At 64.5% G+C, this 22,071-nt stretch carries 14 protein-coding genes; 10 read left to right on the top strand and 4 right to left on the bottom strand.

The features are described 5' to 3' along the window. Positions 1–116: 116 nt before the first annotated feature. From CKW40_RS01800 to CKW40_RS01775, 6 genes are all read left to right on the top strand, one after another. The gene (locus CKW40_RS01800) at positions 117–3,995 is read left to right on the top strand and encodes a caspase family protein (RefSeq protein WP_095198221.1); all 3,879 of its coding nucleotides are present in this window, start codon (positions 117–119) and stop codon (positions 3,993–3,995) included. Between the two features lie 176 nt (positions 3,996–4,171). Next, positions 4,172–7,981: a methionine synthase gene (gene metH / locus CKW40_RS01795; protein WP_095198220.1), complete on the top strand. Its 3,810-nt coding sequence runs from the start codon at positions 4,172–4,174 to the stop codon at positions 7,979–7,981. Between the two features lie 138 nt (positions 7,982–8,119). Next, complete coding sequence (locus tag CKW40_RS01790; protein WP_095198219.1) at positions 8,120–9,514, top strand: multicopper oxidase family protein; 1,395 nt, start codon at positions 8,120–8,122, stop codon at positions 9,512–9,514. Between the two features lie 85 nt (positions 9,515–9,599). Then, on the top strand, positions 9,600–10,913 hold the full coding sequence (locus CKW40_RS01785; protein WP_095198491.1) for an NAD(P)H-dependent oxidoreductase: 1,314 nt from the start codon (positions 9,600–9,602) through the stop codon (positions 10,911–10,913). Between the two features lie 66 nt (positions 10,914–10,979). After that, the gene (locus CKW40_RS01780) at positions 10,980–11,222 is read left to right on the top strand and encodes a type II toxin-antitoxin system VapB family antitoxin (protein ID WP_095198218.1); all 243 of its coding nucleotides are present in this window, start codon (positions 10,980–10,982) and stop codon (positions 11,220–11,222) included. After that, complete coding sequence (locus tag CKW40_RS01775; RefSeq protein WP_095198217.1) at positions 11,222–11,614, top strand: type II toxin-antitoxin system VapC family toxin; 393 nt, start codon at positions 11,222–11,224, stop codon at positions 11,612–11,614. Before CKW40_RS01780 ends, CKW40_RS01775 begins: the two co-directional genes overlap by 1 nt. 12 nt (positions 11,615–11,626) lie before the next feature. Here the strand turns inward: CKW40_RS01775 and proC are convergent, their stop codons facing one another. Genes proC through CKW40_RS01760 form a run of 3 tightly spaced genes read right to left on the bottom strand, consistent with a single transcriptional unit; the run spans position 11,627 to position 14,798 of the window. Then, positions 11,627–12,442, bottom strand: coding sequence for a pyrroline-5-carboxylate reductase (proC, locus tag CKW40_RS01770; RefSeq protein WP_095198216.1), 816 nt, complete (start codon positions 12,440–12,442; stop codon positions 11,627–11,629). Between the two features lie 60 nt (positions 12,443–12,502). Next, complete coding sequence (locus CKW40_RS01765; RefSeq protein WP_095198215.1) at positions 12,503–13,831, bottom strand: O-antigen ligase family protein; 1,329 nt, start codon at positions 13,829–13,831, stop codon at positions 12,503–12,505. Beyond that, positions 13,800–14,798 (bottom strand): glycosyltransferase family 2 protein, encoded by a 999-nt coding sequence (locus CKW40_RS01760; protein ID WP_095198214.1) that lies wholly within the window; start codon positions 14,796–14,798, stop codon positions 13,800–13,802. The genes CKW40_RS01765 and CKW40_RS01760 overlap by 32 nt, the downstream gene beginning before the upstream one ends. Positions 14,799–14,970: 172 nt before the next feature. Between CKW40_RS01760 and CKW40_RS01755 the strand changes: the two genes are divergently transcribed. The 3 genes from CKW40_RS01755 to CKW40_RS01745 are packed head-to-tail and all read left to right on the top strand — an operon-like array spanning position 14,971 to position 17,857. After that, positions 14,971–16,143 (top strand): glycosyltransferase family 4 protein, encoded by a 1,173-nt coding sequence (locus tag CKW40_RS01755; RefSeq protein ID WP_095198213.1) that lies wholly within the window; start codon positions 14,971–14,973, stop codon positions 16,141–16,143. Further along, positions 16,140–16,934 carry a WecB/TagA/CpsF family glycosyltransferase gene (locus CKW40_RS01750; RefSeq protein WP_095198212.1) on the top strand — a complete coding sequence of 265 codons (795 nt, stop codon included), beginning with the start codon at positions 16,140–16,142 and terminating at the stop codon, positions 16,932–16,934. The genes CKW40_RS01755 and CKW40_RS01750 overlap by 4 nt, the downstream gene beginning before the upstream one ends. Continuing rightward, positions 16,931–17,857 (top strand): DUF6492 family protein, encoded by a 927-nt coding sequence (locus tag CKW40_RS01745; RefSeq protein WP_095198211.1) that lies wholly within the window; start codon positions 16,931–16,933, stop codon positions 17,855–17,857. Before CKW40_RS01750 ends, CKW40_RS01745 begins: the two co-directional genes overlap by 4 nt. Before the next feature lie 2 nt (positions 17,858–17,859). Here the strand turns inward: CKW40_RS01745 and CKW40_RS01740 are convergent, their stop codons facing one another. Next, the gene (locus CKW40_RS01740; protein ID WP_095198210.1) at positions 17,860–19,155 is read right to left on the bottom strand and encodes a lipopolysaccharide biosynthesis protein; all 1,296 of its coding nucleotides are present in this window, start codon (positions 19,153–19,155) and stop codon (positions 17,860–17,862) included. A gap of 200 nt (positions 19,156–19,355) precedes the next feature. Here CKW40_RS01740 and CKW40_RS01735 point away from each other — a divergent pair, with 200 nt between their 5' ends. After that, positions 19,356–21,938, top strand: a complete 2,583-nt coding sequence (locus CKW40_RS01735) for a GumC family protein (protein WP_095198209.1) — start codon at positions 19,356–19,358, stop codon at positions 21,936–21,938. Positions 21,939–22,071: the final 133 nt, after the last annotated feature.

The raw sequence follows: 22,071 nt of genomic DNA, 5'->3' as shown, positions 1-22,071 counted from the left end.
AGCCGCATCAGCGCCTCACGACAAGAACACCGACCGTCCCCGGACTTGCCATGCGCCGGCCATCATGATGCCATCTCCCTAGGGAAGATTGCGCCTTGCGGGTTCCGGGGTGGGCGATGCAGCTTGGGCGAGTAACAGTCGAAAGGGTGCGCATGTGCGTGGCGTTTGCCGCGGCGAACATGCTGTGCCTTTGTGTGCTGGTCCCGGCGCATGCCGAGGAGCCCAAAGCGCTGAAAGGCATCGCGCTCATCATCGGCCAGTCCGACTACAAGCATGTCGGCAAACTGTCCAATCCCGAGAACGACGCCCGCACCATCGAGGAAATGTTCGACAAGCTCGGCTTCGAAACAACCGTGGCCACCAACCGCGACGCCCGCAAATTGCGGCGCGATCTCGAAGGCTTCGTCGACGACGCCGAGGGCGCTGACGTCGCCGTCATCTATTATTCCGGTCACGGCATCGAGGCCGGAGGCGAGAATTTCCTGGTCCCTGTCGATGCCGATATCTCGGCGCTCGAAGATGCCGGTGAGAAGCTGGTGCCGCTGTCATCGATCGTGGCCAAGCTTAAGGCCAAGGTGCCGGTTACGATCGTGCTGCTCGATGCCTGCCGCAACGATCCATTCCCGCCGGGCACGCTGCTGAAACTGGCGCCGGAGGACGAGGGCAAGCCGATCGACACCGGCGGTCTTGGTGAGACGCGCAGCGTCGCGGCGCTGAAGAGCAGCGCGCCGGCCAACGGCTCGGCCGACGACAGCCTTGGCCAGGTCATCGGCTTTGCCGCCGAGCCCGGCAAGGTGGCGCTCGACGGTCCGGCCGACGGCAACAGCCCCTATGCGGCGGCGATCCTGCGCCACATCGACATGATGGGCGGCGAGGAATTCGGCACCGTGCTGCGCATGATCGGCGAAGAGGTCTATCTCAAGACCAACGGCCAGCAGCGGCCATGGGTCAATGAGAGCCTGCGCCGGCTGCTGTATTTCGGCACGCCGGCCGAAGCCCCGAAGGGCGATGAAGGCGACATCCTGACCGAGCGCCGCCGGCTGCTGCTCACCATCTCGGCGCTGCCCGACCCTGAACGCCGCCAGATCGAAACCATCTCGCGCGACGGCGGTGTGCCGATGGATGCGCTCTACGCGATGCTGAAGACGCTCGGCGCCGACACGCCGAAGGATCCGGCCGAACTCGACAAATTGCTGCGCGGCCAGACCGAGCGGTTGAAGCAGGTGCTGGCCGAGCAGGCGGCGCTGAAGAGCCAGGACCCGGAGATCGTGCGCCTGTCGAAACTGGCCGATCAGGCGGTGCGCGAAGGCGCGCTCGATGCCGCCAGGAAATTCCACGAACAGGCCAAGGCGCGCGTCGGCGAACTGTCTGACACGGTCGACAAGGCCGAAGCCGATCTCAAGGCGCGCCGGCTGGAATTCGCCGAGGTGTTTGGCAACAGCGCCAAAACCTACGAAATCTCTTTCAAGTTTCAGCAGGCGGCCCAGGATTACGGCAAGGCTTACGAGCAGGCTGAGAAATGGGACGATGAGGACGCCTGGTTCTACAAGGCGGCCGAGGCCGACGCGCTTTCCCAGCAAGGCACTTTCTCCGGCGACAACGCGTTTCTGACACAGGCCGTCGCGGCCTATGAAAAGAGCCTGACCTATGTGTCACCCGAGAAAAATCCACGGCAATGGGCGGCCACCCAGAACAACCTCGCCACGACGCTCTCGACGCTGGGCGACCGCGAGGCCGGCCGCGACAACCTCGACAAGGCGGCGGCCGCCTTCGAACAGGCCCTGACGGTCTATACGCGCGCAGCCTATCCGGATGACTGGGCGTCGACGTCAGGTAATCTCGGCACCGTCTACTGGCGGCTTGGCCAGCGCGAGACCGGCACGGCGCTGCTCGACAAGGCGGTTGCCACCTTCCGCGCCGCGCTCGAGGTTCAGGGGTCGAAGAAGGTGCCGCTGGAATGGGCGGCAACGCAGAACAATCTCGGCATCGTGCTGTCTGAACTCGGCGAGCGCGAGACGGCCAGCGACAGCTTTCGCGCCGCCATCGAGGCGCATCGCGCCGCGTTGACTGAGTATAGCCGAGAGCGCGTGCCGCTCGACTGGGCGTTGAGCGAGGTCAATCTCGGTGCTGCGCTGTTTCGCCTCGGCGCGCGCGAGAAGGATGTCGCGACGCTCGAGCAATCTGTCGCCGCCTACCAGTCGGCGACGGAGGAAATGACCAGGGAGCGCGCTCCGGCGCAATGGGCGACCATTCAGAACAATATGAGTTCGGCGCTGGAAACGATCGGCGAGATCAATGGCGACATCCCGACGCTGCAGCATGCGCGCGAAGCGGCCGAAGCGGCGCTCACCGTGTGGACGCGCGAGCATGCGCCGGCAAGCTGGGCCAACGGCCAACTGACGCTCGGCAACGCCTTGCAGCGCCTCGGCGTGAAACAGGACGACACCGCGACACTGCTCAAGTCGGTGTCCGCCTATGAGGCAGCACTCTCGGAATATCCGCGCGAAAAGCTGCCGCTCGACTGGGCCTCGCTGCAGCAGAATCTCGGCTCGGCCTATGCCTCGCTCGGCGATCGCGACACCGGAATCGACTATCTGCAGAAATCGGCAATGGCCTACAGCAAGGCATCGGAAGTCTACACCGCCTCTGCGGCGCCGCTCGAATTCGCGTCCATCGAACATGGCCTCGGCAGTGCGCTGTCGACCTGGGGCGATCGCGCCGGCGACAGAGTGGTGCTCGAACAGGCGGTCGCCGCCTACGATGCCGCGCTCACTGTGCGGACCAAGGAGAGCGCGCCGAAGGACTGGGCAAAAACGCAGTATCGGCTGGGCGCTGCGCTTTCCATGCTCGGCAAATCCAGCGACGGCCCCACCGAAGCGCTCGAACGCTCGGTGACGGCTTACCGGGCGGCCCTCGAAGTGCAGACCCGCGACAGCGATCCCGACGCCTGGGCGGCGACGCAATGGGGGCTCGGCCATGTGCTCTTGGTGCTGGGCGACCGCGTGCAGGATGGCGCCGATTTCAAGCAGTCGGTGACGGCGCTCGAAGCAGCCTTGCCCTTCTATGACCTTGCCAGCGTGCCACAGGATCACGCCCAATTGCAGAACGATCTCGGCAGCGCCTACTACTACCTCGCCGGCGCGAGCAACGATCCGTCGCTCTACCAGAAGGCTGCGACGGCGCATGAAGCGGCGCTTGCCGTCTATGCCACGCTGCCGAACCGTGCCTTGTGGGCCTCGGTCGAAAGCGACCTCGGCAATGCGCGGATGATGCAAGCCAGTGCTGCTTCCGATCCCGACATTATGGCTAAGTCCGTGCAGGCCTATGAAGCGGCACTGACGGTGACGAACCCAGACAAGGATGCCGATGGCTGGACGCGCAACCAGTCCAACCTGGCGAGCGCGCTGTCGTCGCTGGGCTACTGGCGCAACGACGTCGCCTTGCTGAAGCGCTCAGCCGGCATCTACCGCAGCATACAGGCTGTGCGCACCCGCGCCCGCGACCCCGAACGCTGGGCGACCACACAAGGCAACCTCGCCAATGTGCTGAGTATGATCGCGGCGAGGGAACCTTCGCCTGAAGTGTTCGACGAGGCGATCGCCGTCAACCGGGCGCTGGCCGACGAGGTCGGCCGCGACCGCGACCCCGACCGCTGGGCAAGCCTGCAGAACGAGGTCGGCTATGCCCTGACGATGGCCGGCCGCTCGGAAAACAACGTCGCCCGTTTCGAGGAGGCGGTGCCGATCCTGCGCGAGGCGATCGCCGTGCAGAAGACGATCAATTCGGTGCCGGCCGTCGCCTTCACCGAGGACAGCCTGTGCGACGTGCTGACCGATCTGGGCGCGGCCCGCAAGGGCAAGGCGCTGGCTGAGGAGGCTATCGCCGCTTGCCAGGAGGCGCTCGTCATCTTCAGGGACCGCAAGATGGATGATCTCACCGCAGGCTCCGAGAAGAACCTTGCCGAGGCGCAAGCCTTGCTGGCCGACTTGCACTGACACAGGAGTGCCGCGTGTCCGGTTGGACGTGCAAAGGACGCCCCGGCAAAGGTCGTTTTTGACGTTTGTTGCTCTGGCATCTGCAATGGCGCGTGACACCGTTTGGTGAGAGGCGTATATTGACATAAAGATATCCTTATGTGACATGGGTAGGCTTGTCGCCCAAAGGATAGAAAATGTCGCAGAATTCTGCATCGCTGGATGACCTGTTCGGCCCTGTCGCGGCCAAGCCCGACGGCTCGGAAGTGCTCGCGGCTCTGACCGCGGCGGCGCGCGAGCGCATTCTCATTCTTGACGGCGCCATGGGCACGCAGATCCAGGGGCTTGGCTTCGACGAAGATCATTTCCGCGGCGAGGCCTTTGCCGGCTGCGCCTGTCATCAGCAGGGCAACAACGACCTGCTGATCCTGACGCAGCCGAAAGCGATCGAGGAGATCCACTACCAGTACGCGATATCAGGCGCGGATATTCTCGAGACCAACACCTTTTCGTCGACCTCGATCGCCCAGGCCGATTACGGCATGGAGGATGCCGTCTATGCGCTGAACCGCGACGGCGCGCGACTGGTGCGCCGGGCGGCGAAGCGGGCTGAGCAGGAAGACGGCAAGCGCCGCTTCGTCGCCGGCGCGCTCGGGCCGACCAACCGCACCGCTTCGATGTCGCCCGACGTCAACAATCCCGGTTATCGCGCGGTGACCTTCGACGAATTGCGGTTTGCCTATGGCGAGCAGCTGCGCGGCCTGATCGACGGCGGCGCCGACGTCATCCTGATTGAGACCATCTTCGACACGCTGAACGCCAAGGCGGCGATCTTCGCTTGCAACGAGATCTTCATCGAGAAGGGCGTGCATCTGCCGGTGATGATTTCGGGCACCATCACCGACCTTTCTGGCCGCACGCTGTCGGGCCAGACGCCGACGGCCTTCTGGCATTCGGTGCGCCATGCCAATCCCTTCACCATCGGCCTCAACTGCGCGCTCGGCGCCAACGCCATGCGCGAGCACCTGGCCGAAATATCTGATACCGCGGACACCTTCGTCTGCGCCTATCCGAATGCCGGCCTGCCCAACGAATTCGGCCGATATGACGAGAGCCCGGACTTCATGGCCGCGCAGATCGAGGACTTTGCCAGGGAAGGGCTGGTCAATGTCGTCGGTGGCTGCTGTGGCTCGACGCCGGATCATATCCGCGCCATTGCCGAGGCGGTGAAGAAATATCCGCCGCGCGCCATACCAGAGATCGAGCGCAAGATGCGCCTGTCCGGGCTGGAGCCGTTCACGCTGACCGACGAGATCCCCTTCGTCAATGTCGGCGAGCGCACCAACGTCACCGGCTCTGCCAAGTTCAGGAAGCTGATCACGGCGGGCGATTATGTTCCCGCGCTCGACGTGGCGCGCGATCAGGTCGCCAATGGCGCGCAGATCATCGACATCAACATGGACGAAGGGTTGATCGATTCAAAGAAGGCGATGGTCGATTATCTCAATTTGATCGCCGCCGAGCCGGACATTGCCCGTGTTCCCGTCATGGTCGACAGTTCGAAATGGGAGATCATCGAGGCCGGCCTCAAATGCGTGCAGGGCAAGCCGCTGGTCAATTCCATTTCGATGAAGGAAGGCGAGGAAGCGTTCCTGCATCATGCCAGGCTGGTGCGAGCCTATGGCGCTGCCGTGGTCGTCATGGCCTTCGACGAAGCCGGCCAGGCCGACACCAAAGCGCGCAAGGTCGAGATCTGCACCCGCGCCTACAAGCTCCTGACCGAACAGGCCGGCTTTCCGCCCGAGGATATCGTCTTCGACCCCAACGTCTTCGCGGTCGCCACCGGCATCGAGGAGCATGACAATTACGGCGTCGACTTCATCGAGGCCACCGGCGAGATCACTGCGACACTGCCGCATGTCCATATTTCCGGCGGTGTGTCGAACCTGTCCTTCTCGTTTCGCGGCAACGAGCCGGTGCGCGAAGCCATGCACGCGGTGTTCCTCTACCACGCCATCCAGCGCGGCATGGACATGGGCATCGTCAATGCCGGTCAGCTCGCCGTCTATGACACGATCGAGCCGGAACTGCGCGAGGCCTGCGAGGATGTCGTGCTCAACCGCGTGCCGAGCGCCGGCGGCACCGCCACCGAGCGCATGCTGGAGATCGCCGAACGCTTCAAGGGCGCGGCCGGCAAGGAAGCCAAGGAGCGCGACCTCGCCTGGCGCGAATGGACGGTCGAGCAGCGGATTTCGCATGCGCTGGTCAACGGCATCACCGAATTCATCGACGCCGACACCGAGGAAGCGCGGCTAGCCTCGGAGCGCCCGCTGCATGTCATCGAAGGTCCGCTGATGGCCGGCATGAATGTCGTCGGCGACCTGTTCGGTGCCGGAAAAATGTTCCTGCCGCAAGTGGTGAAGTCGGCGCGGGTGATGAAGCAGGCGGTGGCGGGTTTGCTGCCGCATATGGAGGCCGAGAAACTGGCCAACGCCGCCAACGGCATCGACAATGGCGAGCGCCAGACGGCCGGAAAAATCCTGATGGCAACGGTGAAGGGCGATGTCCACGACATCGGCAAGAACATCGTCGGCGTCGTCCTCGCCTGCAACAATTACGAGATCATCGATCTCGGTGTCATGGTGCCGGCGGCAAAGATCCTGCAGACGGCGCGCGAGCAAAATGTCGACATCATCGGCTTGTCCGGCCTGATCACGCCGTCGCTGGACGAGATGGTGCACATGGCCGCCGAGATGGAGCGCGAAGGCTTCGACATCCCGCTCTTGATCGGCGGCGCGACCACCAGCCGCGTGCACACGGCGGTGAAAATCCACCCGCGCTACGCCAGGGGGCAGACCGTCTATGTCGCTGATGCCAGCCGGGCGGTCGGCGTGGTCTCGGCGCTGCTGTCCAACGATAGCAAGGCGGATTACGTCGAGACGGTGCGGACCGAGTACAAGAAGGTTGCCGACGCGCATGCCCGTTCCGAGGCCGACAAGCAGCGGCTGCCGCTGGCCAAGGCAAGGGCCAATGCGCACAAGATCGACTGGTCTGCATATGAGCCGCCGAAGCCGTCTTTCACGGGCGTAAAGGTGTTCGAGAACTGGGACCTGACTGAGCTCTCGCGCTACATCGACTGGACGCCGTTCTTCCAGACCTGGGAGCTGAAGGGCCGCTATCCCAAGATCCTCGAAGACGTGGCGCAGGGACCGGCAGCGCGCCAGCTGTTCGAGGATGCGCATGCGATGCTGAACAAGATCATCGCCGAGAAATGGTTCGCGCCGCGCGGCGTCATCGGCTTCTGGCCGGCCAATGCTGTTGGTGACGACATCAGGCTGTTCACGGACGAGGGGCGCTCGAAGGAATTGGCGACCTTCTTCACACTGCGCCAGCAACTGACCAAGCGCGACGGCAAGGCCAATGTCGCGCTCTCGGATTTCGTGGCACCGACCGAGAGCGGCAAGTCCGACTACATCGGCGGCTTCATCGTCACCGCCGGCATCGAGGAGGTGGCGATATCAGAGCGTTTCGAGCGGGCCAACGATGATTACTCCTCGATCATGGTCAAGGCGCTGGCCGACCGCTTCGCGGAAGCCTTCGCCGAACGCATGCACGAGAAGGTGCGCAAGGAATTCTGGGGCTATGCTGCCGACGAGAAACTGGCACCGGATGAACTGATCGGCGAACCCTATCGCGGCATCCGCCCGGCACCCGGCTATCCGGCGCAGCCCGACCATACCGAAAAGGCAACGCTGTTCCAGCTGCTCGACGGCGAGCGCAATGCCGGCGTCAGCCTGACCGAAAGCTACGCGATGTGGCCGGGCTCGTCCGTGTCCGGCATCTATTTGGCACATCCCGAAAGCTACTATTTCGGTGTCGCCAAGGTCGAGCGCGACCAGGTCGAGGATTATGCGCGCCGCAAGGACATGCCGGTCGCGGAAGTGGAGCGCTGGCTCGGGCCGATCCTCAATTATGTGCCCGCGAAGTATGCCGAGGCGGCGGAGTAGCGGCGGGAGGCTCTGTCGTCTCATCCTTGCCGCCATGGCAAGACACGATGTGCCCACACAGGCATTTGCACGGATTGCTGGCTCATGGTTCAAGGCGGCGATAGATACTGGGCAGCCGTCTTTGCAGTTGGAGCTTGAATGACCGTCCTTACACGCCGCAGGCTCTTGAAGACTGCCGCCATCGCTGGCGTCAGCGAGGTCGGGTTCTCGGCCATCGGCAGGCTTGGCAGCTGGGCCGCCGCCAGTCCGGAACCGGTGGTGCTGCAGACGGCCAAAATCCAGGCGAAGCTGATGGATGTCGGCCCGACCAACAATGTGCTGACCTATGGCAACGCCGGGATGCCGCCGGTGCTGAGGATGAAGAAGGGCGAGCCGTTCGCCGCGCGCCTGGTCAATGCCATCGACGATCCGACGACCATCCACTGGCACGGCATTCGCGTGCCCAACAAGATGGATGGCGTGCCCTTCCTGGTCCAGCCCTACGTCTACACCGGCGATCATTTCGACTATGCCTTCACCCCGCCGGATGCCGGCACCTTCTGGTACCACCCGCATTGCAACACGCTGGAGCAGATGGGCCACGGCCTGACCGGCGTGATCGTGGTCGAGAACCCGAACGATCCGAAATTCGACGCCGAATTCGTCCTCAATCTGCGCGACTGGCGTCTTGGCGACGACGGCCAGTTCATCGACCAGTTCCGGCCGCGCGATGCGGCGAGAACCGGCACCTACGGCACGGTGCGCACCGCCAACTGGCTCGACCAGCCGCAATATGAAGCGCCGGCCGGTGGGCTGGTGCGGCTGCGCGTCGCCATCACTGATGTCACCCGCATCTATGCCTTTCGCGTCGACGGTGCCGAGGCGACCGTGATGGCGCTGGACGGCAATCCGGTGCCTGAGCGTTTTTCGCCCGATGCCTTGCTGCTTGGACCGGGCCAGCGCATGGAACTCGCCATCCGCATGCCCGACCAGGAGGGCGCGGTGGTGAGCCTGCGCGACGTCAGGGGGACCAAGCCCAAAATCCTGGCGACCCTGCGCGCGACGGGCGGCTCGCTCAAGCGAGACATTCGCGATGTTGCACCGCTGGAAGTGAATCCGGTGGCGGACGTGGACCTCACCGCCGCCCAGCATATTTCGCTGGCGCTCAGCGCCACGGCGGAAAACGTCCCGAGCGACGGCATCTGCGGTTCGCTCGGCTACAGTTTCTGGGCCATCAACAAGGTGCCGTGGCCAGGCGATACATCCGATCCCACCGCGCCGCTGGCCGAGCTGAAGCTCGGCAAGAGCTATGTCATCGACATGGAGAACCTGACACCGCAATCGCACCCGATGCATCTGCACGGCATGAGCTTCAAGGTGCTGTCGTCCTCGACGCGTCCGGTGCAGCCGTTGATTTCCGACACCTATCTCATCCAGCCCAACGAGAAGGTGAGCCTCGGCTTCGTCGCCGACAATCCCGGCGACTGGCTGCTGCATTGCCACATCATCGAGCACCAGAAATCGGGCATGACGAGCTACGTCAAAGTGGTCTGAAGCCGCGTTTTAGCGGTTTCGGTGGCAAAAGTGGGCGGTTCCCTGCTATGCCGCCTCCAAATCAGGAACCATGGACATCTCCTGCATGACCAATGTCGCCTTGACCGGCCTTGCCCGCGATCTCGCCAGCCGTGCCGCCGAAGGCCGCCCGGTGCGCATCGGCGTCATCGGTTCGGGTGAGATGGGCACCGACCTGGTCACGCAAGGCATGCTGATGCCCGGCATTTCGGTTTGCGCCGTCTCCACCCGACGTCCGCACACTGCGCGTGACGCCATCCGCATCGCCTATGGCGACGAGGCGATGGCGATCGAAGCCGACGCGGCATCGAAAGTCACCGCGGCCATCGAGGCCGGAAAGATCGCCATCACTTCCAATGAGATGCTGGTCACCAATCCATTGATCGACGTCGTCATCGACGCCACCGGAAAACCGGGCGTCGCCGCCGATTTCGACCTGATGGCGATGGAGCATGGCAAGCATCTGGTGATGATGAATGTCGAGGCCGACGTCACCATCGGCTGTTATCTCAAGCAGCAGGCCGACCGGCTCGGCGTCGTCTATTCGGTCGGCGCCGGCGACGAGCCGTCGAGCTGCATGGAGCTGATCGAGTTCGCCTCCGCGCTCGGCCTGACCATCGTCTCGGCCGGGAAGGGCAAGAACAATCCGCTGAACCACGACGCCATGCCCGACGATTATCGCGAGGAAGCGATCCGCCGCAACATGAACCCGCGCATGCTGGTCGAGTTTGTCGACGGCTCGAAAACCATGGTCGAGATGTGCGCCATCGCCAACGCCACCGGCCTGGTCCCCGACGTGCCCGGCATGCATGGCCCGAAAGCCGACCGCGACGACCTCGTCAAGGTGCTGATCCCACGCGAGGATGGCGGGCTGTTGTTGAAAAAGGGCGTTGTCGACTACACCATCGGCAAGGGTGTGGCGCCCGGTGTCTTCGTCATCGTCGAGGCCACGCATCCGCGCATCATCGAGCGCATGGACGATCTGCATATCGGCCACGGCCCCTATTACAGCCTGTTCCGGCCCTATCATTTGACCTCGCTGGAAGTACCGCTCACCGCCGCCCGCATCGTGCTGTCCGGCAAGCCCGACATGGTGCCACTGCCACGGCCGGTGGCCGAGGTCTGCGCGGTCGCCAAGCGGGATCTGGCTGCCGGCGAGATTTTCGATGCGATCGGCGAGACCTGCAACCGCTCTTGGACGATGACGGTCGAAGAGGCCCGTGCCCAGCGCGCGGTGCCCGTCGGCCTGCTCGAGGGTGGCAAAGTGCTGAAACCTGTCAGGAAAGGCGAATTGCTGACCGCCGACAATGCCGCGCCCGACCCGACGACGAGGCTGTTCGCCTTGCGCCGGCTGCAGGACGAGATGCTGTACGGAAAATAGGTCGCTATGGCGACGTCATGACAAATGCACTATGTTGTAGTGACAGATGTCGCTGAGGATCGACCAATGAATCTCCAGATCAGGGATCCGCGCGCGCGTGAACTGGCACGACGGCTCGCCGCCAAGCGCAAGATTTCCATGACCGAGGCGGTCATCGAAGCGCTTGAATCCGAATTGAAGCGGGAAAGCGGACGCATTCCCCTGGCGGAGCGGCTTGCTGCCATCGCCGAGGATTTGAAGGCCAAAGCTGGCCACGGCGGCCGGCCTGTAAGCAAGGACGAGATCGACGACATGTGGGGACATCCCTGATGTTCGTCGACACCTCCGTGGTCGTCGCAGTTCTTTCGGGAGAAGAGGATGCCGGCGAGTGGAGCAACCGCATCGCGGCAGCACCTCGCAAGATCACTTCCGTTCTGGTGGTGCTCGAAGCAGCGATGCGGCTTTCCACCATGCTAGCTGTCGAGCCGGTTGTCGCGGAAGCGGCGATAGAGGCGTTTCTACGCGAGGCTGAAATCGAAATCGTGCCGATCGTCGCCGGCGACGCCAAGCTCGCGATCCAGGCCTTTTCAGCCTACGGAAAGGGGCGTGGACACCCCGCGCAACTCAATCTTGCCGATTGCCTGTCCTATGCTTGCGCAAAGAGCCACGGCTCTGTTTTGCTTTACAAAGGCAACGACTTTTCGCACACCGATCTCGCTTAGCGACCGTCTGCTCTATTTCCCCAGTTCGATCGACCGCAATCGCGCCGCCTCGACTGCCTGCGTCAGCAGATTGGTCAGCCGGTCCTCGCCCATCAGCACGCCAAGCGCCGCTGCCGTCGTGCCGTTGGGGCTGGTCACCTGTTGGCGCAGCACGCCCGGGTCCTCCCGGCTTTCGGCGGCGAGCGAGGCGGCGCCATAGACGGTCTGCATGGCGAGCAGCCTAGCGGTCGCCGCCGGCAGGCCAGCCTTCTCGGCGGCGACCGTCAGCGCTTCGATGAAGTGGAAGATATAGGCCGGCCCCGATCCCGACACGGCGGTCACGGCATCCATCAGGCCTTCGTCGTCGATGGTGGCCACTTCACCGCTCGCCGACAGCAGGTCGGCGACAAAGCGCTTGGTATCATCCGAGACGAGCGGGTTGGAAAACACCACCATCATGCCCTTGCCGATGGCAGCGGGCGTGTTGGGCATGCAGCGCGCGATCGGCGCGCGGTTGCCGAGGATGTCTTCGAAAGTGGCGACCGGCGTGCCGGCGGCGATGCTGACGAAGGTGGTGCGCCCGTCGCCGAAACGCTTGTAGGCGGCGGTGACGTCGCGGATCACCTGCGGTTTCACCGCGATGACAACGAGGTCGGGCACCGCATCGGCTGGTATCTCACTGGCATCCGCGGCTGTGCCGCAGCCAAGCGTTGCAGCGCGCTGGCGCAGATCGGCATTGGGCTCGACCACGAAAACCGCCGATGGCGCAAGCTTGCCGGATTTCAGCCAGCCCGAGAGCATGGCGTAACCCATATTGCCGCAGCCGGCGAGAACAAGCCTGATCGTCATTGAAAGCCCTCCGAAGGAAAGCCCTGACATAGACGCTCGCGGTTCTCTGGGGAAGCCCTGTCAGGACAGACGGGGAGGGCTCCGCACCGCGATCGGCCGCAGCGACACTCGCCTCAGGCCAAGCACGCCAAGCACGAAGAACAGCCAGACCGGATCGCCGCGATGGAAGAAGAAGCTTTCGAGGAAAGCGTTGAGCGCGGTGAACAGCACCACCATCATGAAGAAGTCGCCGAGAAAGATGTTTTCCCTGCGCAGTGGAATGCGCATGTAGTCGCGCAACGGCGCGACGAGGAAGGTGTAGACCGCCACGCAAAGGGCGGGGATGCCCATCAGTACGGCGATGTCGAGATAGCCGTCATGGCCATGCACGATGGTCCTGATATCCCAGGGCCGGTCGAAGGGCTGGTCCTGGTTGAGCAGCAGCGGCGTACCCCAGAAGCTTTCATAGCCGTAGCCGGTCCATGGCTTCTTCGCCAGCATCGAGCCGGCGAACTCCCACAGCGTCGTGCGGCCGGTATAGGTCATGTCGGGGAAATAGATCGCCGCCAGATGTTTCACCGGCGGCAGGAAGACGATGCCCAGCGTGCCGACCGCCGTGGCGATGATCGCCAGCGCAAACAGGATCGGCGTGCCGAGCCGCATGCCCATCAGGCTCGGCAGCACCACGATCAGGATCGAGAACGGCACCAGGCCGGCGGTGGTCTTGGAACCGGTGTGCAGCATGAAGATCATTGCCGCGCAGAAGATGCCCGCGCCCCACCAGCGTTGTCCGCGCCGGTAGAGATAGAGGCCGGCGAAACTGAAGCAGGCCATGATCGGGCCGGCGATGTTCTTGTGGGTGAACACGCCGCGCCACAGGCCGGCATGCTCGGGCTCCTGCGAATCGGCCGTGTGCATCGCCTCGTGCGGAAAGACGATGAGGCCGAGATAGGAAAGCCCCATGACCACCACGGCGGTGAAGATGATGACCTTCGAGAAGGACTCGGCATCGCGCGGCAACGCCAGGATCGTCGCCATCGTCAGGATGCCGATCATGGTGAAGGACGCGGCGCGCATCGCCGAGGGCGGGTCGGTCGCCAGCACCACCGACAGGAAGAAGAAGCCCAGCATCAGCACCCAGGACGGGCTGAGCAGCGAGCGCACGATGCGCGGATCCGCAAAGGCCATCAACGAGAAGATCGAAACGGCGCCGAGCGAACCGAAGCCGAGCTGGTTGACGATGTCGCCGCCGTCGCCGGTGAGTTCGGCGCCGGCCGGCTGGAACGGGCGGAAGGACACCATGATGACGGTGAACAGCAGTGCGGCGATCGCGGTCGCCACGCCGTCGCGCGTGAAAGCGTCGCTGAGCGGCGCGCGCTCAGTTTTTCTCGGGCTGGCGATACTGCTCATTGGCATATCCGAATCCGGCCAGCACGCGGCCGAGCGCCACATGGATGGGATAGATGGCGATCGCCGGCGATCCTGTCCGCGCCAGCCGGACCAGGCCACGAAACGGCGAGGCGGCCAGCAGCGCCAGGCTCTTCGCCAACACCTTGGCGCCTGCCAGTGGCGTGCCGGCGCGTTTCTTCTTCTCGACCAGTGTCGAGATGACGCCGTTGCGCAGGCTGCGGGCCCGGATCCAGTCGGCCTCGACACGCCGCGCCGGAACGGTTTCGCGCACCTTGGCCTCGGCGCACCAGCCCAGCACAAAGCCTCTCTGCGCCGATCGGCTGAGAAAGTCGGAGTCACCGCCGCCCATGAAGTTGAACCTGAGATCGAGGAAGGGCGGCCCCATGGCGATCAGCACGTTGCGCCCGACCAGGAGATTGCCGGATGAATAGAGCGCCGGCACGCGTCCTGTCTCCCGGTAGGGCGGAGCAAAGACAGGGTGCTCGGCCCATTTCGCATGGGCGGGGTCGGCAAAGACGGGCACCTGCGGGCCGCCGACAATATCGGCGCCGAGCGTTTCGGCAGCCGCGCACATGCGTTCCAGCCAGTGCGGATCGGCGATCTCGTCATCGTCGATGACCAGCAGATGCCTGAAGTTCGGGAAGTGCAGGATCGCCGTCTGCCAGCCGGCATTGTAGGCGCTGCAATTGCCGCGCTCATGCGCGATGATGACCATGCCGGGCATCTCGCCGCGCTCGAACAGCGGCAGCGCCGCCTTGGCGCCTTCCCGCGCCTCGGCTTCGTTCTCCATGATGATGACGGCAAAGCGCCTGCCGGTCAGCTGCGCGCGCAGTGACGCCAGCGTTTCCAGCACCTGTTCGGGCCGCTTGAAGGTCGGCAAGGTGACGACCGCTTCGACTGCCTCCACGTTAAGCCGGGGAGACCGTCCAGCGATCGATACCGAACCATCCGATGGCAAAGGGATCATCCGAGTCCAGCCACATGGTGAGTCGCGCTCTGGTAGCACCACGATGATAAGGTTTCGTTAATCACCTTGCGCGGAGAGGCCCGTCAGGCAGGGGCTTTTCGGCCGTTGATTGTACTCGCTTAATCAAGGGTTCACCGCGCTTTGCTACCGGCTACACCACAGGATAGGTGAGATGCATCTGCTGTTCGCCACATCGATCGTGCCCGACGGCGCTCTCGCCTCGGGCTACGAGATCGCCAATGCTGCGATCATCGCCGCTTTGCGGCGCGCCGGCGCGCGCGTCACGGTTGTCGGCTTCACATGGCCCGGGAAAGCCGCGGCTGACCCTGAAAACACCGTGGTGCTGGGCGCCATCGACGTGCGCACGGAAAGTGCCTCCGCATCGCAAAAACTCGCCTGGGTCGGCAAGGCGATGCTTTCGGGCCTCACCTTCGCGTCGGTCAAGTTGCGCGCGGTGTCCGACCACGATGTGGAGACCGCCATCAAGCGGGCCGGTCCGTTCGATGGCTATGTGCTTAATTCCGTGCAGTTCGCCGGCGCCTTCGAAAAGCTCTTCGAAGACCGGCCTTCGATCTTCGTCGCCCACAATGTCGAGCATCTCTCGGCGCGGGAGAACGCGGCTGCCCCCGGGGGCGTCTTCCAGCGCCTCCTGTTCCGCCGCGAGGCAAGGCTGCTCGAGATCGTGGAAGAGCGTCTCTGCCGCCGCGCGCGCTTCGTCTTCACGTTGGCCGAGGAAGACCGCGCGGCACTTGGCGTCGCTGCCGCCGACCACTCGGCGGTGCTGCCGCTGGTGACAGGCGCCAAAGCGCCGGCCCGGAACGGCCAGCGCCGGATCGATTGCGACGCCGCGTTGATCGGCACCTGGACCTGGCAGCCGAACCGCATCGGCCTCGACTGGTTCCTGGGCAAGGTGGTGCCGCATCTGCGGCCGGATTTCCGCATCCGCATCGCGGGCCACATGCCTTCCGGCGTCACTTCGGCTCATCCTGGCGTCGAGTTTGTCGGCCGCGTCCCGGATGCCAGGGATTTCGTGAGCGGCGCGGCCGTCATCCCGCTGATCAGCACCGCCGGCAGCGGCGTGCAGCTGAAGACCATCGAGACCTTCGAGCTTGGCTTGCCTTCGGTCGCCACCAGCCGTTCGCTGCGCGGCATCGACCATCGCCCCGACAATTGCGTCGTCACCGACGATCCGGCCGGTTTCGCCAGGGCGTTGGAGGCGGCTGCAGCCGACGTCCGGGACGTCGATGGCAGTGCGTTCCATCGCCAGCAGGTCAAGGCGCTCGATACCGCCATCCGACTTGGTCTGGAAAAACTTGGAGCGGTCAGACAGGAGGTGTTTGCATGAATATGCACACCGCCCGCGCCGCCGCCGGGCTCGACAGCCTGAAGACGATCTTCGGCATTTCGGTGCTCGCCATCCGCTGGGACGATGCGATCGCCCTGCTGAACCGGCTGATCGCCGAACGGCGCTTCACCAAGGTCAGTTTCCTCAACGCCCACAATGCCAATATCGCCTATTCAGATCCGGTCTTCGCCGAGGCGCTCGACGATTTCCTCATCCTGCCGGACGGCATCGGCGTCGATCTCGCCGCGCAGCTTCTCTACGGCGCGCCGTTTCCGGACAATCTCAACGGCACTGATTTCGTGCCGGCCTTCCTGCAGGCCTCGACGCGGCCGCTGACCGTCGGGCTGCTCGGCGCGACGCGTGTCAACGCCGAGGCGGCTTCGGTCAAGCTGGCCGCCCTTGCCGTGCAGCACAATTTCGTGGTCATTCATGACGGCTATTTCTCCGCCGCGCAGGAGCCGGAGATCATCGGCCGGATCGCGGCGCTGCGGCCGGACATGCTGCTGGTCGCCATGGGCGTGCCGCGCCAGGAACTGTGGATCGCGCGCCATATCGACGAACGCCACTGCACAATGCCGGTCGCGGTCGGCGCGCTGCTCGATTTCCTGAGCGGCTCGGTGCCGCGCGCGCCGCTATGGATGCGCCGCCTGCGCCTGGAATGGCTGTTCCGGCTGGCGGTCGAGCCGGGCCGCCTCTGGCGCCGCTATGTGGTCGGTAACCCGGTGTTCCTGTGGCGGGTCGTCAAGCAGCGATGGTCGCGTGGCGCCGAAACGGCCGGAGAACTCCGTTGAACAAGCGGTTCGTTCCAGACGTGCTTGCCGGTCCGGGCCTGCTGCCGAAGACGCCGACGGCGGCGGTGGTGACCGCAAGCTACGCGCCAGACTTCGAGCGCTGCCAGCTGTTGTGCGAGACCCTCGACCGGCATGTCTCGGGTGCCGCGCACCATTACGTCCTTGTCGAACACCGCGACGTCGCGCTTTTCCGCCAGCTGGAAACCAGCCGACGCACCGTTGTCGACGAGCGTGACCTGCTGCCGCGCTGGCTGCGTGCTTTCGACGATCCGCTCAGCCTGTTTCGCCGGCGTGTCTGGCTCAGCCTGAAGACGCAACCACTGCGCGGTTGGCACGTGCAGCAATTGCGCCGCATTGCCATCGCGGCGCATGCCAGGGAAGACGTTCTGGTCTTCTGCGATTCCGACGTTGCTTTCCTAAAAGCGTTCGACTGCACCGCCTTCTGGCGCGATGGCAAGGCGCGGCTGTTCCGCCGCGACGGCGTGCTTGCGGATGACGGTCACGACGAGCATCGCATCTGGTCGCGCAATGCGGGTTCGGCGCTCGGCATCGACCCGTCCCGCGTATCGACCCACGACTACATCTCGACGCTGATCGCCTGGCGCCGCGACACCGTGCTTGCCATGTGCGGCCAGATCGAGAAGGTCCATGGCCGCGATTGGGTCGAGGTCGTCGGCTCGGCGCGCAGATTCTCCGAATGCATGATCTACGGCCGCTATGTCGACGATCTGCTCGACGGCGCCGGCCACTTCTGCGGCTCGGAAGAATTCTGCCGCGTCCACTGGACGGGCGAAGCACTGTCGGACGACGAGTTCCGCCGCTTCGTTGCCGGCATGGCGCCGGAGCAGGTGGCGATCGGCATGCAATCCTTCATCGGCACCGATATCGGCCGCATCCGCCGCCTGATCGGATTGGCTGGCTGAACCTAGATCGCCTTCGCCGGCCTGCGCAGCGCCGAATAAGTCAGCAACATCGAGGCGAGATAGAGCAGCAGGAAGACGATGTTGAGCGACAGCACCAGCTTCGAAGTATCGGAGATGCTGGTCAGCACATAGGTCAGCAGCAGCGCCTTCAGGGCGGCGAGCAGGCCGAGATTGAGCGCCCTGACCAGCGTCTGGCCGCGCGCGAAGAGAAGCTCGGCCTGGTATTCAACCAGATTGCGCAGCCCCGGAACGCAGATCGCCAGCGCCACCAGCGGCGCGGCCTCTGAGACGTTCCTGCCGAGCGCGTTGGGGAAGAAATGCAGCACGATGCCGAGCGCCAGCAGCGCCAGCGTCGAAACGAGGAAGACGCCGCCCTCGATGCCGCTCTTGACCGCCAGCCGCGACAACAGGTCCGGGGCGCGCATCATGCGCTGCACCAGCATCATCGAGAAGGTGCGGATTGGGATCGCGGTCAGGTCGACCAGCCGCATGATGATGGCGTAGATGCCGGCCAGATGTGGACCGCCGATCGCCAGCACCAGCAGTTTGTCGAATTCCGATTGCAGGTAGAACAGGATTTCGGCGCCGGCAACGTAGAGGGAATCGGCCAGCCGCCTGAGATAAAGTTCGACGCGCAGCCGCAGCCTTTGGCGCGGATAGAACCAGCCGAAAGCCAGAAGCAGCGAGGCGGCGTTGGCGCCGATATAGAACCACGACCACGCCCAGATGCTGTGCTGCGCCGAGACCATGAACAACACCGCGCCAAGCGCCCGGAATGCCGTTGCCACGATCGCCAGTATGGCGGCACGGCCGAATTTGCCCAGCCCGTTGTTGACGATCAGCGCCACCTCGACCGGCCGCCACAGCAGCGCTTCGGCAAAGACGATCGCCGAAAACACCGACAGCGGCACGGTGCCGGCAAAGAAGATCAGGTAGACGCCGAACGCGGCCGCGGCCAAGAGCGGTAGCGAGACGACGCCGAGCAGCAGGAAGCCGGCGGTGAAGGTGCCGATCAGCTTGGGGCGGATGGTGGCGGTGCGGTAGAGCGCCGAGATGAAACCGAAGGCCAGGATCCGCGACAGCATCACGCCGGCCGCCGAAGCGGTGGCGAACATGCCGAATTCCGAGATGGACAAAGTGTTGGCGAGCGCGATGAAATAGGCCAGCGAAAACACCAATCGCCCGCCGGCGCCGCTGATCGCCGAAAAATAGTCGCGCACCAGCCCCCGTCGCTCGGCCACGAAAGTGCCGATCCGGGCGAAAGTGCGCCTTTGCGGTATGCCGCGAGCTTCGGTCATGTCTGGGGAAGCCTTTAGGCGGGAAAACTTAACGTGCCGTTCTGAGGCCCGGATGCGCTGAAATTCCCGAGCTTGAGGTTATGAAAAGCTTACAGGCGGGCCTGCCGAAATTAACCTTTTGTTTCCTATGCTTGTTTAGCGTGACTTAAGGAATAGCCGACCGCCGCTGCCCAGCGGCCAAAGAGTGAAGCTCCAAGACAATGGTCGACAGGGAAAACCGTGAAGACTGGAGGCGCGAGCGTTCTTTGCTGGCGCTCGGCCAGGCCATGCGCGGTGAGGACGACCCATCCCTGGTCTCGATAGGGGATCGGGCAGATTCGGCATGGCGCGAGGATGCCGCCACGCGCCATCGTCTCGCCCGTTCACGGCGTGAGGCGCGGGCGAACCCAAATCCGTCCGCCGCAGCCGGAACAGAGCGCATCCGGTCAGAGCCGGAAGCGGCCGCACAGGACGACGCCTGGCGCTCGCAGGAGGACGACGACACCCGTGATCTGCCGCCGGCCATGCCGTACTCAAGGCAGTCCCCGGAAGAACCTTCCGGCAGCGCCCGCTCTGATGACACGTCCGGATCCCGCCGGGTGGATGAAGCGGATGCTTCCTTTGGCGATCGCCGAGATGACCAGCAATGGAAGCCCCTGATCGATCCGATGCAGGTGGTTCGTGGCATTGCCAGGTCGAAACTGCTGATCATCACGACGACGCTGATCGGTGCCGGGCTCGGCATCGCGATCGCGCTGTCGACGCCGAAGAAATATGAAGCCACCGCCGAACTGATCGTCGATCCGCGCGACCTCAAGCTCACCGACCGCGACCTCACCCAGAATGTGGTCGCTTCCGACGCCACGCTCGCCATCGTCGAAAACCAGGTCAGGGTGCTGACCTCGGGCACCGTCCTCAACAAGGTCGTCGACAAGCTCAACCTGGCCAACGATCCGGAGTTCAATGGCCAGGGTGCCGGCGGTCTCGGCATCCGGTCTCTCATTCGCTCTGTACTTCCGCACCAGGATGGCCCGAGCGGTGCCGACGAGGTTCGCCGGCGTGCGCTTGCCGTCGGCAATCTGGCCGAAAGCCTCTCGGTCGAGCGCGGCGGCAAGACCTTCGTCATCACCGTCAGCGCGATCACGCAGAATGGCGAGAAATCGGCCCTCATCGCCAACACGATGACGGACGTGTTCCTGCAGACCTTTGGTCAGATCCAGTCCGATACCGCCGGCCGCGCGACCGACGAACTGACGGCAAGGCTCGATGAACTGCGCAAAGGCGTCGAGGTGGCCGAGCGCAAGGTCGAGGAGTTCAGGGCCTCGCATGATCTTGTCGATGCACAGGGCCATCTGATCAGCGACGACGAGATGCTGAAGCTCAACGAGCAACTCTCGGTCGCCCGCGCCCGCACGCTGGAACTCAATGCAAGGGCGGCATCGGCGCGCTCGATCGACGTCAATTCGGTTCTCTCCGGCACCTTGCCGGAGGAGATCAATTCCAACACGATGAGCGATCTGCGCTCGCAATATGCGACGCTCAAGCAGGAGGCCGACCGTGCCGCCATCCGGCTCGGCCCGCGTCATCCAGAACTCCAGGCGATCAACGCACAGATCGCCGGCGCGCGCGACCGCATCGCGGGTGAGTTGCGCCGCATTGCTTCCTCGCTGCAGGTCGACCTGAAACGCGCCGTCCAGCTCGAACAGGATCTGTCCTCCCGCCTGGCCCAGCTCAAGGTGCGCAGCGGCGACGTCAACAACGACCTGGTGTCGATGCGCGAACTGGAGCGTGAGGCCGCCGCCAAGCGCTCCGTCTACGAACAATATCTGCTGCGCGCCAAGGAGACCGGCGAGCAGAAGGACATCAACACCGCCAACATGAATGTGATCTCCAAGGCCTTTGCGCCGCTCGAGGCGAAGGGGCCGTCGCGAGCCTTGATGGCACTTGCTGGCCTGCTGCTTGGCTTTGCCTCTGGCGTTGGCCTTGGCGCCATGCGCGGCGCCTATGAGAGCCTGCGCGAGACAGCGACATCGCGCTCGCGCCGCGACCGCAAGGCGCCTTTCGAGGAGCAGGCGTTCCGTACCGCGCCGCCGCCCGCGCCGCCAATGCCGGCAGCGCCAGTGCCCCCGGCGCCGCCACCTCCGCCGCCTGCACCGCCACCGCCTGCATCACCACCGCCCGTGGCACAGGTCGAAGCCGCTCCCGTCGAACGGCCCGGACGTATCGCCACGCTCATGGCGAAGCTGCGCAATGCCGTATCCAGCAAGCCCTCCACCGAGGCGGACGACGACATTTCCGATGAGTTCGCCGCCTTTGGCGGCAAGGCGCGGCCGGCGCCTGCTGCCATGCCTTCCGGTTTCCCAAACCCGGATACCCCCTTCATGCCCCGGTCGTCGGACTATGCGCGGCCACCTTTCCCGCCAGGCTTCGATGCCGCCTATTCCCAGCCGATGGGGCCGCCATCGCGGTCGCCCCTGATGCCACAGCTGCCGCTCTATCCGGCGCCGCCCTATCCCCCTGCACAGCAGGCGGGCTATCCGCAGATGCAGCCGTGGCAGGCACCTTCGCCGGCAGGCAACCCCTACGCCCAGGCCATGGCGCCCTATGCCGGGCATACGCCGTATCCACCGCAGTCTGCGTCGCCACAGCCACCGGCCCATCCAGCCCAGCCACCGGTGGAGCCTTCGCAGGCCGAGGAAAGCGCCGAGCAGGCGCCGATCGAGGAAATCCGCGCCAGCCTGCGCGAATTCCGCGAGGCGGTCCGCGAACTCACCGAGAGCCGCACCCGCCGCCGCTACTTCTGAGCCACAAGATACGTCGCCGAGGCCGAACAAAACCATCCCGGTTTTCGCGTAAACGGCATGGGACGGCGCTTTGGCGGGATTGCGTACCGGATTTTTCGTGACAATGCCGCGCTGCATGGTGCCGGTGCCGCGG

This window comes from Mesorhizobium carmichaelinearum (assembly GCF_900199455.1).
GTDB lineage: Bacteria > Pseudomonadota > Alphaproteobacteria > Rhizobiales > Rhizobiaceae > Mesorhizobium > Mesorhizobium carmichaelinearum.
The sequence above is the reverse complement of the archived record's forward strand: the minus strand, read 5'-3'. Positions and strand labels throughout refer to the sequence as shown.

Excerpts from the sequence above, each read along its gene's own strand:
- CKW40_RS01800 (WP_095198221.1), top strand. The coding sequence starts at position 117 with ATGCAGCTTGGGCGAGTAACAGTCGAAAGGGTGCGCATGTGCGTGGCG.
- metH (WP_095198220.1), top strand. The coding sequence starts at position 4,172 with ATGTCGCAGAATTCTGCATCGCTGGATGACCTGTTCGGCCCTGTCGCG.
- CKW40_RS01790 (WP_095198219.1), top strand. The coding sequence starts at position 8,120 with ATGACCGTCCTTACACGCCGCAGGCTCTTGAAGACTGCCGCCATCGCT.
- CKW40_RS01785 (WP_095198491.1), top strand. The coding sequence starts at position 9,600 with ATGACCAATGTCGCCTTGACCGGCCTTGCCCGCGATCTCGCCAGCCGT.
- CKW40_RS01780 (WP_095198218.1), top strand. The coding sequence starts at position 10,980 with ATGAATCTCCAGATCAGGGATCCGCGCGCGCGTGAACTGGCACGACGG.
- CKW40_RS01775 (WP_095198217.1), top strand. The coding sequence starts at position 11,222 with ATGTTCGTCGACACCTCCGTGGTCGTCGCAGTTCTTTCGGGAGAAGAG.
- proC (WP_095198216.1), bottom strand. The coding sequence starts at position 12,442 with ATGACGATCAGGCTTGTTCTCGCCGGCTGCGGCAATATGGGTTACGCC.
- CKW40_RS01765 (WP_095198215.1), bottom strand. The coding sequence starts at position 13,831 with ATGAGCAGTATCGCCAGCCCGAGAAAAACTGAGCGCGCGCCGCTCAGC.
- CKW40_RS01760 (WP_095198214.1), bottom strand. The coding sequence starts at position 14,798 with ATGATCCCTTTGCCATCGGATGGTTCGGTATCGATCGCTGGACGGTCT.
- CKW40_RS01755 (WP_095198213.1), top strand. The coding sequence starts at position 14,971 with ATGCATCTGCTGTTCGCCACATCGATCGTGCCCGACGGCGCTCTCGCC.
- CKW40_RS01750 (WP_095198212.1), top strand. The coding sequence starts at position 16,140 with ATGAATATGCACACCGCCCGCGCCGCCGCCGGGCTCGACAGCCTGAAG.
- CKW40_RS01740 (WP_095198210.1), bottom strand. The coding sequence starts at position 19,155 with ATGACCGAAGCTCGCGGCATACCGCAAAGGCGCACTTTCGCCCGGATC.
- CKW40_RS01735 (WP_095198209.1), top strand. The coding sequence starts at position 19,356 with ATGGTCGACAGGGAAAACCGTGAAGACTGGAGGCGCGAGCGTTCTTTG.